The following is a 13,973-nucleotide window of genomic DNA, read 5'->3' as shown; positions in this document are numbered from 1 at the left end:
GATCTAAGCGTAAGTGAAAGGCTTGGAGTTTCATATTTCACCCAGTGCCACCAGTGACTGGGAATATAAAGAGCGTCTCCGTCTTCTAGAGTACATTCAAAACCTCTGGCTTTTGCTAAAGCAGGATATTTTTGCAGATCTGGATCATCCATATCAATGATCTCCATACTTACTATGGAATAAGGCACCTTGTATAATAAACCTGTTTGATCTGGCGGATACAGGATAATGCGCTTTCTACCCGCAAAGTTGAAATGGAAATTATTAGCCAGATCCATGTCGTAATGCATAACAACCTTAGAACCTTCTCCTCCAACAAATAATACAGGAAGCTTCTTGAAGAATTTGATTCCCAGTTCCGGATACTTAAAATCATTAATAAGATCAGGGCAGTTCTGAAGTAAATTGAAGAAGAACATCCTAAGATCTGAAGGACCATCTTGTAGGATATCTATATAATCTTTAAAAGGTATTTTTCGAGCAGGACCATGAGAATTAGAACGACCGCTGGCGGGTTTGCCGTCATACAAGGGAACGATTATTTCTCCCGCTTTCTCTTTGAAATAATCGAAATTCCATTTTTTACGAGCAGGCCAATCCTGGCTAAGATCCTCAATAATAACCGGCGTTCTGGGTTCAAAATATTCCCGGTGAAAATCTTCTTTTGAAAGATTGCTTCGCCTGGGAATATTTTGGAGATCCAGTTTCAATAGATATTCGTTAATTAAACTTTCGTTTTTGCCTTTTGCTGAGCTTCAAGATTTCGCTCGATCTTGTGTCCTGGTCGGGACCATTTTGGTTTCTCATTCTGACTCTGAAATTGAGAATTTTCAGCTGCAACACTTTCAGGCTGAGATTTCTTAACGAAAGGTTTTTGCGGATTTAACCCAAGCATTTTAAACATTTCCATATCCTCATTTACATCCGGATTTGGAGTTGTAAGCAATTTATCTCCGGCAAAAATGGAATTTGCTCCGGCAAAAAAGCACATTGCCTGTCCCTCTCTGCTCATCTGAGTTCTTCCAGCAGAAAGTCTCACCTGTGTTTCTGGCATTACGATCCTGGTGGTTGCCACCATCCTGATCATATCCCAGATAGGCACTGGTTCCTGTTCTTCCATTGGAGTTCCTTCTACTGGAACAAGCGCATTGATTGGAACAGATTCCGGCTGTGGATTAAGCGTTGCCAACGCAACCAGCATTCCTGCACGGTCGGCAGGACTTTCTCCCATTCCAATGATCCCACCACTACAAACGGTCACATTCGTTTTACGAACATTATCAATCGTAGCAAGTCTATCATCAAAACCACGGGTAGAAATTACTTCTTTATAGTAATCTTCTGATGTATCTAAATTATGATTGTAAGCATAAAGTCCGGCTTCTGCTAATCTTGCTGCCTGGTTTTCAGTAAGCATTCCCAGTGTACAGCAAACCTCCATATCAAGTTTATTGATACTTCTTACCATTTCCAGAACATTGTCAAACTCTTCCCCATCTTTTACGTTTCTCCAGGCTGCACCCATACAAACTCTGGAACTTCCAGAAGCTTTAGCGCGCAACGCCTGGGCTTTCACCTGGTTTACACTCATAAGGTCATTCCCTTCAAGATCTGTATGATAACGGGCCGCTTGTGGACAGTATCCGCAATCTTCAGGACAACCGCCGGTTTTTATTGAAAGCAAGGTTGAAACCTGTACTGTATTTGGATCATGATGCTCGCGGTGAATGCTTGCAGCTTCGTACAGCAGATCCATAAATGGTTTGTTATATATATCGAGGATCTCTTCCTTCGTCCAGTCGTGTTTAAGTGCCATGTAATTCGATTTGTATTCAAAAATAAAGAAAACTAAGCTTTAAAGGGTAAAGCTGCAATAAGTTTTATGAACGCGATTTCTAACAATATCAATTTGCAGAAATTAGCAGGGAAACCGCATTCCCGCCAAAACCGACAGAATTCACCAGAATGTTTTTTAATTGCCTGGGTTTCTTCTGAAATTTTGAAAAGGGAACAGCTATAAATTGCTGATGCTGAATCATTAATATCGCCATTTGTATATTTAGAATTCCGGAAGTAGCAAAACTATGACCGGTCTTCCATTTGTTGGAAGTTATCGCTGGTTGATCAATGCCAAAAATTGCTTTCACCGCATTTACTTCAGCCAGATCTCCACCAATGGTTCCAGGAGCATGCATTACAATCGCATCAATTTCTTCAGAAGTGTCTTTAATTGCCATTTTCATACTCTTCTGAAGACAGAAACCTTCCCTCGATAACGACGCACCGTGCTTTAATTCTTCATTGGCATAACCAATTCCACGAATAACAGCTATCGATTTTTCTGAAGGGTTTTTACTTAAACACAATAATCCCGCAGCCTCACTTAAGATCATACTATTCTTTTGTTTTTCCATGTCCAGCGATCGACATGGATATTCATCATCACTTTGTGCATAGATCTTCATGGCATCCATTTGTGCAAGCGTAAAACCTGTAAGGGGTGCTTCGCTACCGCCGGCAATAAAGTTTTCTCGCATTCCACTTTCCAACCAGGCGATCGCATTCAAAATAGAATGCATTCCTGTAGAACAGGTAATACTATGAGAAAACTCCGGACCTTCCAGTTGCAGATCCTGCGCAGTCCAGGAGGAAATATTTCCCAAAGTGGTAGTTGGAGAACTATAGGTAGATGCCTTTCCGGTCTCTATAAATTCTTTATGATACTTCTCAAAAAGTTCTGTTGCGCCACGGCTGCTTCCAATGTTCAAGCCGGAATTGCTATTATCATAACCCGGTTCATTTTTTAGTTTTCGACCGGTGAGAATTGCCATTAAAACTGAACGGTCCAGATGGCGATACCTGGAGTCTTCCTGCTGAAGCTCCAGTAATTGATTGTTAATATCTTCCGGTAATTCTCCTGCCCACCAGGATTTTTCAGTCGTTGTTATTTTACTAAAATGATGGGAGTCTTGCAGATAATTATTCCAGATCTCTTCCGCAGAACTTCCTAATGGTGAAATACTGGCGATCGCGTCTATGGAAATTGGATTTTTCAAGGACTTATTTTAAAGCAAAAATAATATGGATAGTCGTTTTGGAAAGCTTATCAAGCGTTAATTTACGCTTGAAATTGATCTATACATTCCTGAAGTAATTTATAGATCTTTTTAATCTGCTCTTCAGAAGTAACATAAGGCGGCACGATATAGATCGTATTCCCAAGCGGACGTAAAAACAGCCCATTCTCCATAAAAAACCTGAAAAGTCTGTTTCTCAAATTCCCGTAGCGCTCCATTTCCACATTCAGTTCAAAAGCGAGGATAACACCCATAGAGCGAGCGTTGAGAACTTGCTGTTTTTGCTTCAATTCACGAACGAACTGCTTATTACTTTCAGAAATCCTGTGAATGTTCTGCTTAATTTCTTCGGAAGTCAGTAATTCTATCCCTGCCAGAGCCGCTGTACACGCAAGTGGATTCGCGGTATAGGTATGCCCGTGAAAAAGACCTTTCGCAATTTCATCTGAATAGAAGGCATCATAGACCTTTTGATTACAGGAGGTTAGCCCCATAGGCAGCAAGCCTGCCGTAAGAGCTTTGGACATGCAGATCACATCTGGCTTTTCCTCGATATGATCTGAAGCAAAATAAGTTCCTGTTTTACCAAAACCGGTCATCACCTCATCTGCTACCAGAAGAACTTCATGTTGACGACAAAGTTTCAATATTGCATTCAATCCTTCAGCGTCGTGGAACTTCATTGCTGCAGCGCCCTGAATTAAAGGTTCATATATAAATCCAGCGATGTTTTCCTTATTGAGTATAGATTCTAATTGATCAAGAATTTCAATATTGTTCGTTCCATCTGGAACCGGAATACGTTCTACACGTATAAAATGATCTTCAAAAGCTCCATTGTAAACTGAGAGTCCGGAGACTGACATTGCGCCAAACGTATCTCCATGGAATCCATTTTCAAAAGCCAGCATTACTTTTCGATCATTTCCAAGGTTATGATGATATTGCAAAGCCATTTTAATCCCGATCTCGGTCGCTGTGGAGCCATTATCGTTGAAAAACAGTTTCTGCTGCCCTTCAGGTAATATTTTTATCAATGCTTCAGACAGCTCTATGGCCGGCTCGTGTGTGAATCCGCTGAAAACCACCTGATCCAGATTCTGCATCTGCGTAGCGACCTTGTTTGTGATATAGGGATTGCAATGTCCATATACTGCAGTGTACCAGGATGAGATTCCGTCTATATACTCACGACCTTCATCATCAGTAAGTATGACGCCGCTGGCTTTTGAAATTGGCAGCATTTCTGAAGATACTTTATGCTGTGTAAGCGGATGCCATAAATGTTTGCTGTCTCTTTCTTTAAGATTTGATGTAATTTCTACTTCTTGCATAATTTCTCCTTCCATTTTTCAGCATATTCCAGTACTACATTTTTATCAAAGTATGGCTCCTGCTCTATTCTTCCCAGTACTTCAATGCCACTATGATCCTGGATCGCCTGTTCAGTACTTTGATGCTCATCCCCGCTAAAAATGATCTTAATATTTTCTATTCCGCGTGATTTCAGCATTTCAATACTTAACAAAGTATGATTTATACTTCCCAAATAATGCCTGGAAACCAGAATAACGCAATCATCCGGTTGAATAAGATCCAGAATTGTGCTTTTGTTATTTAAAGGCACAAGCAATCCACCAGCTCCTTCAATGACGAGATCGCGATTGGTTTTAGGTCTTTTGATCTTCTTTAGATCGATATTTATTGAATCAATTTCAGCAGCAGCATGCGGACTCACGGGACTATTCAAAGCATAGCTATTCTTGTGAAAAGTCGTCCTGGAGTTACTAACCAAACGCTCAACCTTGTGAGTATCTGAATTATCAAGATCACCTGCCTGTACAGGCTTCCAGTAATCGGCTTCCAGAGCTTCAGTGATCATTGCAGCTGCGATGCTCTTCCCAACATCTGTGCTAATTCCGGTAATAAAATAATGAGCAGGCATTAATTTGATTTTTGCACAAAGTTAGCCAGCCTTTCCAAGACCTCCGAAATTTCTTGCTTCGAATTATAGGCATGCAGACAAAATCTTAATCTTTCCTGTCCCAAAGGAACCGTAGGCGATAATATGGGTTTTACCACAAAGCCATTTTCCTGTAAATGCAAAGCAATTGATTTAACCCGTTCATTCCCTGGCAAGATGCAGCTTTGTATAGCAGAATCGCTGTTTATAAATCTTTTAGTAAGCGCGTTCCTATCAAGTTCAGCTTTGAAGAAATTGATGTTTGCACGTAGTCTTGTAAAGTTCTCAACATCCAATTGTAGATTTTCATATACTGTAATAATAGTAGCAAGGGTATGCGGTGATAGCGCGGTGGTATATATAAAGCTTCTTGCAAAATTGATCAAGTAATTTCTTAGCTGATCACTTCCCAAGATAGCTGCACCATGACTTCCAATTGCCTTCCCGAAGGTTTGAATTCTGGCAAATACATTTTCTTCGAGACCAAGTTGCTGTACCAAACCAACACCATTTTTTCCAAATACGCCGGTAGCATGAGCCTCGTCTATAACCAGCAAAGCATTATACTTCTTGGAAAGTTTAGTCAGCCCTTCGAGATCTGGAATATCACCGTCCATAGAGAATACAGATTCGGTCACTATATAGAGCTGAAAATCGTTAGATGAACTATCATATTTTCGCAGTTTGGAATCAAGATCCTGCAGACTGTTATGAGTAAATCTATAAGATTTCGCCAGGCTCATTCTAATACCATCCCGGATAGAAGCGTGACTTAACTCATCATAGAATATAATATCACCCTTCTGCGGTACTGCGGAAAAAAAACCCAGATTGGCATCGTAACCAGAATTGAAAATAAGAGCAGATTCAGCATCATGAAAATCAGCTATCATTTTTTCAGCTTTACTGAATAATGGATGATTACCAGAAAGAAGTCTGGATCCGGTAGCTCCATTTTTATAAGCTTGCACATCCATTATTTCCGAAGTCCTATTTCTAACAACTTCCGAAGAAGAAAAACCAAGATAATCATTAGAAAAAAAATCTACCCCTTCAATTTCTGAAGGAAGACTTCTAAAGGAATTGTCATATTTCCTTTTTTCAAGTCTTTTCTCGCATTTTAACGGTAGCTTTTGCATATGACAAACTTAAGCAATGAATTTTATAAAATATGAACTGGGAACTATTTGCTCTTAGAGTCGTACTTGCAAAAATCGCCGGACTGGTAATTGGCTATGAACGGGAAATCCAGGGCAAAGGTGCAGGATTGAAAACCAACGCTCTGGTGGCACTTGGCTCTGCGATCTTTATATTAATGGCTTAAAGGTTTCAAAACGAAGGGTCGGTAGATATCACCCGGGTACTTGGCCAGATCGTTGTTGGTATTGGATTTATTGGCGCAGGAACTATTCTGGAAAAGAAGAGGAAAATTCAGGGTCTTACCACTGCAGCTACAGTCTGGTGTAGTGCTGCTACCGGGTGTCTTGCTGGTTTTGGAATGTATACAGAGTTAGGAATTATTAGCGGACTTATTCTAATTATCAACCTCGTTTTTGGCTATGTTGAACACGAAATGATCAAAAAGAATGAATGGGATGAGGAGAAAAAGGATTAACTGCTAATTACTTATCGGCGTCATCCATTTTGCTGTGATCCACGTTATCTTCGGGAGTATCGTCCACCTTACTTTTTAAGATATGAGTGTTCTTTTGATATTTACCCTGCAATTCATCCATTACCGACTTATCCCAGAGTTTAACTCCGATGAAATAAGAAGCCCGGCCAATAAGGTGTGCACTTACAGGAGCCGTTAAGAACAGGAACATAATAATGACAAATGCCTGTGAAGTTACATCTGCATTATTAAAGAATATGGTGGAACTAAGTAACAAGAGGCCAACACCCAGGGTGGCCGCTTTGGTCGTTACAGAAATACGCAGGTAGGTATCTGGCATACGAACGATCCCGATCGCTGCTAACAGAACGAAAAGGGCTCCCAGTGTCGCTATGGCGGCTATAATGATATCGATCATTTCCTTTTACGTTTTTCTAGATAATATGAAAGTGCTACGGTACTTAAAAAAGCTATCAATGCAAGAATAAGGGCTGTATCCATTAAAGTTGACTGACTATAAATTATACTGTATATCGCAATGATCCCGATCCCTGTGGTAATAAGAAGGTCGAGCGATACAATCTTATCTGCAATGCTTGGACCTTTGATAAATCTCCAGAGTATTAATACTGCAGAGATCACCAGCACGGGTAATATGATATAATGTAAATATTCTACTAACGTCATGATAGCACTTCCAAAATTCTACGTTCAAATCCATCCTTGATTCCACGAATGAATTTCTCTCTATCCTTCAGGTACATTGCATGCACAAAAAGAACCTTTTTATCATTAGATACATCTATGCTCAAAGTTCCCGGTGTTAGGGATATCATATTCGCGAGAACGGTAATCCCAATATCACTTTTAACATCCAGCGGCACCATGATTATTCCCGGTGTCACATTCAGTCTGGGTGTGATCACTTCATAAGCAACCTCGATGTTTGCTTTTACAAGCTCATAAAGAAAATTCAGTAATAACAATATGATCTTCGGAACTATAAGAAAATAACGAGTTCGTTTTCTACCTACAGTAATAAGCCAGAGAATATGAAAATTCAGAAAAAATCCAAACAGATAGTTTTCGAATGAAAAATCACCCGTAAGGGCAACCCATACGAACGTTAGTAATATGTTTGAAAGAAATTTATTCTTCATTTTCTTAATTCTTCGTCTTTAAAACTGCCTCAATGTATCCTTCACTATTCACCAGTTCGTCAGCAATTCTTGCAGAAAGCTCCTGAATATGTTCAGCTCCGAAACCAATATACAAAGATACAATACTAAGCATAGCTACTGGCACGATAAATTGAGAGCGTTTTAGATTGGTCATCTTATGATAATATCCAAAATATTTTCTTTCCGGCATTTCCTTAGCATCTTTCCAGAACACTTCAGCCCACATTTTCGCGATGATCACCAGTGTGATAAAACTTGCGAAAATTATTGCCGCCACAGTAATATAATTTTCTCCGAAGAATCCAGCTTTAATAAGATTGATCTTTGGCCAGAAACCAGATAGTGGCGGAATCCCAACCAGTGAAAACAATGGGATAAATAGCAATAAACTTATCTTCGGGTATTTAGCGTAAATACCTCCAAGATCCCGCATGCTGTTAGTTCCTGTGATTCTATAGACCACCCCGCTTAGCATGAAAAGATTGGTTTTAACGATAATATCATGAATAAGGTAGAAGATCGCACCTGCAATAGCAATTTCTGTAAACATCCCGATCCCCGCGATCATATAACCAATATGACAGATGATGAGATATGAAAACACTTTCCTCATGTTATTCTGAACCAATGCTCCAATTCCACCACTCACTAAAGTAAGTATGGCGATGACCATGATAATATTATTTAGAAAGGGTTCGTTGACGAATATTAGCGTAAACACCCTTATTAAGGCATAGACACCTACTTTGGTCAATAATCCTCCGAAGATAGCGGATACGGCGAATGGAGGTGTATGATACGAAGCTGGCAACCAGAAATACAGCGGAAAAACTCCTGCCTTGATGCCGAAACCTATCAAGAATAATACGGCAGTGATTTGCACGAGTCCGCGATTTTCCACAGCAGCAACCTGACCTGCAAGATCGGCCATATTCAAGCTTCCGGTAATACCGTAAAGTACAGCAATCGCCGTTAGGAAGATCATGGAAGCCAGGATGTTGAGCGTGAAATATTTTACTGCACCTTCGAGCTGAGCCTTTTCACCACCTATGGTAATAAGCACGAACGAACTAATGATAATGATCTCAAACCACACATAGAGGTTGAAAATATCTCCAGTTAAAAAAGCTCCGTTCAAACCTAATAGCAGGAAATGAAATATGGGGAAATAGCCAAACCTTAGCCGGTCTCTTAATACTGAACCTGCTGAAAATATTGAAACTGCCAATCCTGATATTGCCGTTAGTAATACTAATGTAGCTGCCAAAGAATCTGCAACAAAGGTAATTCCGAAGGGAGCTTCCCAGTTTCCGGCCTGAATAGTTTGAGTCCCATTTTGCCAGATATAGTTGAAGAGCACGATCGCCAGAATAACACTCAGCGTACTCCCAAAGATGCTAAAGATCTTCTGAAAACGAATCCTGGACCAGCCAAACATCAGAATGATACTGATGGCCATCTGTAAGAAAAGTGGATATAAAATTAGTTGCTGTGTCATGAATCTTCGTCGGTTGCGTTCATTTCGTCCAAATCATCAGTTCTAACTACGGTATGCGCCCTCTTAACCAGAACGATGGCAAAAGATTGCAATCCAAAACTAATCACAATGGCAGTGAGGATCAATGCCTGCGGCACAGGATCTGCAAAGGCTTCTACGAAAACCTTGGAATCCCCGGGTATAATTGGCGGAGCTCCTTTGGTTATTCTTCCGAGGAGAAAAATAAGCAGGTTCGCACCATTACCAAGCAATATAATCCCTATAATAAGTTTCACCATACTTCGGCGAAGCATCATATAAATACCAGTGCCGTATAGAATACCTACCATTAATGCTAAAAGTATCTCCATATCAGGCCGATTCAGAAATTGTAAAGATTATTGTAAGAGTTACTCCATTTACCACGAGGTAAACACCAATATCAAAAAATAGTGCAGATCCTACGCTACCTAGAATAGCAACTGTATCATGTGACCAGAGTCCGGTCATGAATGGCATATCAAAAAATATCACTGGAGCCAGACCGGCCATAAAAGAAATAGCGAGTCCTACCGGTAATAAAAATCCCGGATGCACGATTAAAAGCTCTTTGGTTTTTTCTAGTCCGTTGGCAAATGAATGCAATATAAAAGCTATAGATGCGATAAGACCGCCTACAAATCCACCTCCTGGCAGGTAATGGCCGCGGAGAAGGATAAAAATCGAAAACACCAACAATACCGGTAAAAGGTAATTAGAAGCTGTTTTTAATATGATGGTTGTTCGCATATTATTGTTCCTTATTTTCTTGTTTTAGAGTTGTATCTGCATATCGTTTTCTATCCCTCATCTTAAGTCTTAATTTCATCAAGCCGAATACTCCTACTGCTGCTATGGATAATACTGAAACTTCAATTAGTGTATCTGCACCCCTGAAGTCAACCAGAATAACGTTCACCACATTTTTTCCGTGAGCTTCAACATATGAGTTTGCAGCGTAGAACTCTCCAACCTGCTTAGATACAGGTTCAGAAAGTACTTCCAGCGCCAGAACCGTAATGATCAAACCGAATACACTGGATAGCACCCCATCCCTCACACGCGTTTTATAGTCTGAAAGCTTCAAATACTTCGGTAATTTATATAATACCAGAACGAACAGGATCACCGTAAGTGTATCAATCGAGAACTGGGTCATGGCCAGATCGGGTGCCGAGTAAAATACGAAGATCAAACAAATCGAAAGACCAACCACACCCATAGCTGCGACCGCTGCCAGACGGGATTCAGTAAAAACAGTATAGAAAATTCCCGCAATCAGGATCAAAGTAGTGGTGATCTCATAGACAGTAATCTTAGATAACGAATTATAATCGATCACAAAACGAGTATTTCCAATCATGATATATCCAACTATTACAACCAGAAAGAGGATAATGATAGAAATGTAGTTTCTCAAGTATCCATTCTGAAAGAAATTCGTCCAGAAATTAGAGAATTGCACAAAACCTTTATTGATAAGATTCAGAATATTTTCAGGAGAAATCTTGTTATATCTAGCTGCAACTGCCACTAGTTTTTCTGAAGGCTTTATTATAAAATATAAAGTAGTTCCAACGCCAATTGTGATCAAACTAAGGATAAAAATAAGATTAAATCCGTGCCATAATGCCAGATGAATTTCAGAAGCATCACCACCAAGAGCCGTCACTACAGGTTTGATCAAGGCACCCTCAATTAGAAATGGAGCAATTCCAAAAATCAGACCTAAGGTTGCAAGCAATACCGGTGGAATCCACATGATTGGACCCGGAGCTTTCACATTTTTGTGTTCTTCGGGCAGTTTCCCTGTGAAAGGCTTGATTCCCGCCACAAAACCTGCATATAATAGGAGAATCTTAGTTAGCACTATTGCAATCATCGAAATGATGATAATCGTTTCTGAATGATACGTAGCTTCGTAGGTAAGTTCCTTTCCAATAAAACCTATCGTTGGAGGAATCCCGGCACTGGAAATTGCTGCCAGTATCCCGGCAATCCCAACCGGAAGCATGATTTTATTAAGTCCCGCAAGTCTGGTGACATCACGGGTATGTGTTTGGTGATCTATAATTCCCGTTACCAGGAATAAAGTGGCTTTGTATAACGCATGAACAATTATAAATACTGCTGCAGCCAGGAATGCTTCTTCGGTCCCCAGACCAATTAAAAACACCAGAATACCTAAAGCCGAAATTGTTGAATAGGCCAGGATCCCTTTAAGATCTGTTCTGAACAAGGTATGGATCGCAGAATATAGCATAGTAATTCCCCCAACAATGATCAGCGTGTAATTCCAGATATTTTCACCTCCAAGAATAGGAGTAAAACGCATTAATAAATAGATTCCCGCTTTCACCATGGTGGCAGAATGCAGGTAAGTAGACACGGGTGTTGGAGCTTTCATCGCTCCAGGCAACCAGAAGTGAAATGGGAATTGAGCCGATTTTGTGAAAGCTGCACCAAATAACAATAAAACAGCAACTGCATAAAATTCGTTTCCACGAATAGCTTCACTCATACTCAGCATTTCAGAAATACTGTAGGTACCCGTAATATTATTAAGTAATAAGGCTGAAGCAAGAAGCAACAACCCTCCTATTCCGGTAATACCCAAAGCGGTCATTGCCGATTTTCGGGAAGCCGGATTTGTATTATTGAAGCCGATCAGAAAGAAAGAACTTATACTGGTAAGTTCCCAGAACACAAACAAAGTGATCATGTTATCAGACAGCACCAGTCCAAGCATGGCGCCCATGAACGCAGCTAGATATCCATAAAATCTATCCAGGTACTCGTGCCCTTTTAAGTAAGAAGAGGTATATGCAAAAACAAGGAAACCAATCCCCGTGATCATTAAAGAAAACAGCAATGACAAGCCGTCCAGCTTAAAATCAAGATCTACTCCAAAAGATGGAATCCATTGAAAGGACCTCGTAATTACTTCACCATCTGCTATAGGAGCTATAAACTGGAAAAAATATAAAAAGAGCCCAAGTGGTACTACGGAAGCTAGTATCGAGAGCTTACCTTTAAAAAACTTCCCTACAAAAACCAAGAGAATAGAAAATATAAATCCTGTAAGAATTGCGGTAAGCATACTTAGTAAATCTGTTTGTCGCAAATATAATAGTTATTATTGAAGAATAGTTTTAGCGCAATCAATAATCCTGGAGATAAACGTGATTTCTACATTAATTACGCTCTATTTAATTCACTCTCAATTTTCTATCAATAACAGCAAGCCCTTAGAAATATTTACGAATTAATTTATTGATATTCGATAATTTAGTATATGTTTGTTATCGTAAAACGATAATTATGAAGAATGATTCGATTAAAATTCTTAAAGGCTTACTTTACGTTAGCCTAGCACTATCTCTATTTACAGCATTAGTTTCACTGGGATTTGCGATTACTTACGGTTTCTTCAATACGTACGATCTCAATACAGACATTGAATTGCTCTTCCCGATTACATCGAACACTACTGCTGTAGTTCAGTTTCTATACAGTATGCTGCTGTATTTGGGAATAAGCCTGATCGTCTGGTTATTATTGAAAATTGTAGCCAGTTTTCAGAACAATAAATTCTTCACTAAATACCAGATCGCCGGGTTCAACTTATTAGGAAAATTAATTATCTGGCTCAGCATTATCGATAGCTTTGGCTCCTTTTTTATGAGAATCATCTTTCGATCAAGACTCGAACTAAAACTCGAAATATCTACTTTCTGGCTCTTCATTGCCATTGGAGCATTCTTTATTGTGCTAAGTAAGATATTTGAAAAAGCCTACCAACTTAAAAATGACAGTGACCTTACTATCTAATTATAAATATCATGAGTAAAAATAGCCTACTTAAAACCGCAGCTTTTCTCTGTCAGTTAATTAACGGAGCTTTCATTCTTGTCTTAGTTATTCTCACGATTGTTTTTATCCACTTTCAAGTTGATCGCGATTTTTATAATGGCTGGCATGCAGACAAACCGATAAAAGGCAATTCTATAAAATTCCAGAAAGTAATAGGAGAAGAACTTTCAGAAGAGGATGTTATCTATATGACCGATTGGAACACTTCATCGCTATACTTCAATTATCTAAGATTTGCAGGAATAATTCTTCTCATGTATCTGGCAATAAAACAATTTCAAGATGTTTTAAATCTGGAAACTTTTAAAACCACCAATGTGCAGGCATTCCATAGGATAGGAATTTATTGTCTTATTATTTCCGGACTATCATGGATTACCATGTGGGTTTTTGGCGATTATCACGTAAGTGGTTTTCATATTGATTTTGATTTTCTAATCATTGCTCTATTGGCTTTTATCTTTGCTGAAATTTTTAAAGAGGGAAATCAATTGATGGAAGAGAACAAACTAACCGTTTAAGAATGGCCATTATCATAAATCTGGATCGGATTCTGGAAGAAAGAGACATGAAAAGCAATGAACTGGCTGAAATGGTTGGCATCACCACTGCAAACCTGTCTATCCTTAAAACTGGTAAAGCCAAAGCTGTTCGGTTTTCCACACTTGAAGCTATTTGCCAGGCTCTGGATTGCCAACCCGGGGATATTCTCGAATATTTGCCAGATTAGAAAACTTCCGACTTATTC

General features: G+C 39.5%; 16 protein-coding genes and 1 pseudogene. 4 read left to right on the top strand and 13 right to left on the bottom strand.

Annotation, left to right across the window (positions count from 1 at the left end; all coding sequences use genetic code 11):
* The 6 genes from QZ620_RS00375 to QZ620_RS00350 form a co-directional block, all read right to left on the bottom strand.
* Positions 1-710, bottom strand: a 710-nt coding sequence (locus QZ620_RS00375) for a cupin-like domain-containing protein (protein ID WP_295177882.1), incomplete at its 3' end; no start/stop codon positions are given.
* 14 nt (positions 711-724) lie between these two features.
* Positions 725-1,816, bottom strand: coding sequence for a biotin synthase BioB (bioB, locus tag QZ620_RS00370; RefSeq protein ID WP_295177879.1), 1,092 nt, complete (start codon positions 1,814-1,816; stop codon positions 725-727).
* Between the two features lie 88 nt (positions 1,817-1,904).
* Entirely contained in the window at positions 1,905-3,056 is a 1,152-nt protein-coding gene (locus QZ620_RS00365; RefSeq protein ID WP_295177877.1) for a beta-ketoacyl synthase N-terminal-like domain-containing protein, read from the bottom strand.
* Between the two features lie 62 nt (positions 3,057-3,118).
* Positions 3,119-4,411, bottom strand: a complete 1,293-nt coding sequence (gene bioA, locus QZ620_RS00360; RefSeq protein ID WP_295177875.1) for an adenosylmethionine--8-amino-7-oxononanoate transaminase — start codon at positions 4,409-4,411, stop codon at positions 3,119-3,121.
* A complete protein-coding gene (gene bioD, locus QZ620_RS00355; RefSeq protein WP_295177873.1) occupies positions 4,399-5,022 on the bottom strand; it encodes a dethiobiotin synthase in 624 nt (207 codons plus the stop codon). The genes bioA and bioD overlap by 13 nt, the downstream gene beginning before the upstream one ends.
* Positions 5,022-6,179, bottom strand: a complete 1,158-nt coding sequence (locus tag QZ620_RS00350; protein ID WP_295177872.1) for an 8-amino-7-oxononanoate synthase — start codon at positions 6,177-6,179, stop codon at positions 5,022-5,024. Before QZ620_RS00350 ends, bioD begins: the two co-directional genes overlap by 1 nt.
* Positions 6,180-6,211: 32 nt before the next feature.
* Here QZ620_RS00350 and QZ620_RS00345 point away from each other — a divergent pair.
* Positions 6,212-6,655 (top strand): annotated as a pseudogene (locus QZ620_RS00345) (MgtC/SapB family protein).
* Between the two features lie 7 nt (positions 6,656-6,662).
* Here QZ620_RS00345 and mnhG read toward each other — a convergent pair.
* Genes mnhG through QZ620_RS00310 form a run of 7 tightly spaced genes read right to left on the bottom strand, consistent with a single transcriptional unit; the run spans position 6,663 to position 12,452 of the window.
* Positions 6,663-7,073: a monovalent cation/H(+) antiporter subunit G gene (gene mnhG / locus QZ620_RS00340; protein WP_295177870.1), complete on the bottom strand. Its 411-nt coding sequence runs from the start codon at positions 7,071-7,073 to the stop codon at positions 6,663-6,665.
* Entirely contained in the window at positions 7,070-7,342 is a 273-nt protein-coding gene (locus QZ620_RS00335; RefSeq protein ID WP_295177868.1) for a monovalent cation/H+ antiporter complex subunit F, read from the bottom strand. Before QZ620_RS00335 ends, mnhG begins: the two co-directional genes overlap by 4 nt.
* On the bottom strand, positions 7,339-7,815 hold the full coding sequence (locus QZ620_RS00330; RefSeq protein ID WP_026913949.1) for a Na+/H+ antiporter subunit E: 477 nt from the start codon (positions 7,813-7,815) through the stop codon (positions 7,339-7,341). Before QZ620_RS00330 ends, QZ620_RS00335 begins: the two co-directional genes overlap by 4 nt.
* Positions 7,816-7,819: 4 nt before the next feature.
* Positions 7,820-9,334: a proton-conducting transporter membrane subunit gene (locus QZ620_RS00325; protein WP_295177865.1), complete on the bottom strand. Its 1,515-nt coding sequence runs from the start codon at positions 9,332-9,334 to the stop codon at positions 7,820-7,822.
* Positions 9,331-9,684 (bottom strand): Na+/H+ antiporter subunit C, encoded by a 354-nt coding sequence (locus QZ620_RS00320; protein ID WP_141879020.1) that lies wholly within the window; start codon positions 9,682-9,684, stop codon positions 9,331-9,333. Before QZ620_RS00320 ends, QZ620_RS00325 begins: the two co-directional genes overlap by 4 nt.
* Before the next feature lies 1 nt (position 9,685).
* On the bottom strand, positions 9,686-10,102 hold the full coding sequence (locus tag QZ620_RS00315; RefSeq protein WP_295177862.1) for a Na+/H+ antiporter subunit B: 417 nt from the start codon (positions 10,100-10,102) through the stop codon (positions 9,686-9,688).
* A 1-nt stretch (position 10,103) separates the two neighbouring features.
* A complete protein-coding gene (locus QZ620_RS00310; protein ID WP_295177860.1) occupies positions 10,104-12,452 on the bottom strand; it encodes a putative monovalent cation/H+ antiporter subunit A in 2,349 nt (782 codons plus the stop codon).
* Between the two features lie 221 nt (positions 12,453-12,673).
* Here QZ620_RS00310 and QZ620_RS00305 point away from each other — a divergent pair, with 221 nt between their 5' ends.
* Genes QZ620_RS00305 through QZ620_RS00295 form a run of 3 tightly spaced genes read left to right on the top strand, consistent with a single transcriptional unit; the run spans position 12,674 to position 13,955 of the window.
* Positions 12,674-13,183, top strand: a complete 510-nt coding sequence (locus QZ620_RS00305) for a DUF2975 domain-containing protein (protein ID WP_295177858.1) — start codon at positions 12,674-12,676, stop codon at positions 13,181-13,183.
* Between the two features lie 11 nt (positions 13,184-13,194).
* Positions 13,195-13,746: a DUF2975 domain-containing protein gene (locus QZ620_RS00300; protein ID WP_295177856.1), complete on the top strand. Its 552-nt coding sequence runs from the start codon at positions 13,195-13,197 to the stop codon at positions 13,744-13,746.
* Positions 13,747-13,748: 2 nt separating this feature from the next.
* The gene (locus QZ620_RS00295; protein WP_295177854.1) at positions 13,749-13,955 is read left to right on the top strand and encodes a helix-turn-helix transcriptional regulator; all 207 of its coding nucleotides are present in this window, start codon (positions 13,749-13,751) and stop codon (positions 13,953-13,955) included.
* Positions 13,956-13,973 lie beyond the last annotated feature (18 nt).

The sequence above is a fragment of the uncultured Christiangramia sp. genome (genome assembly GCF_913046405.1).
GTDB lineage: Bacteria > Bacteroidota > Bacteroidia > Flavobacteriales > Flavobacteriaceae > Christiangramia > Christiangramia marina.
Note: the sequence above shows the minus strand (reverse complement) of the source record. Positions and strands in the feature narration are given on the sequence as shown.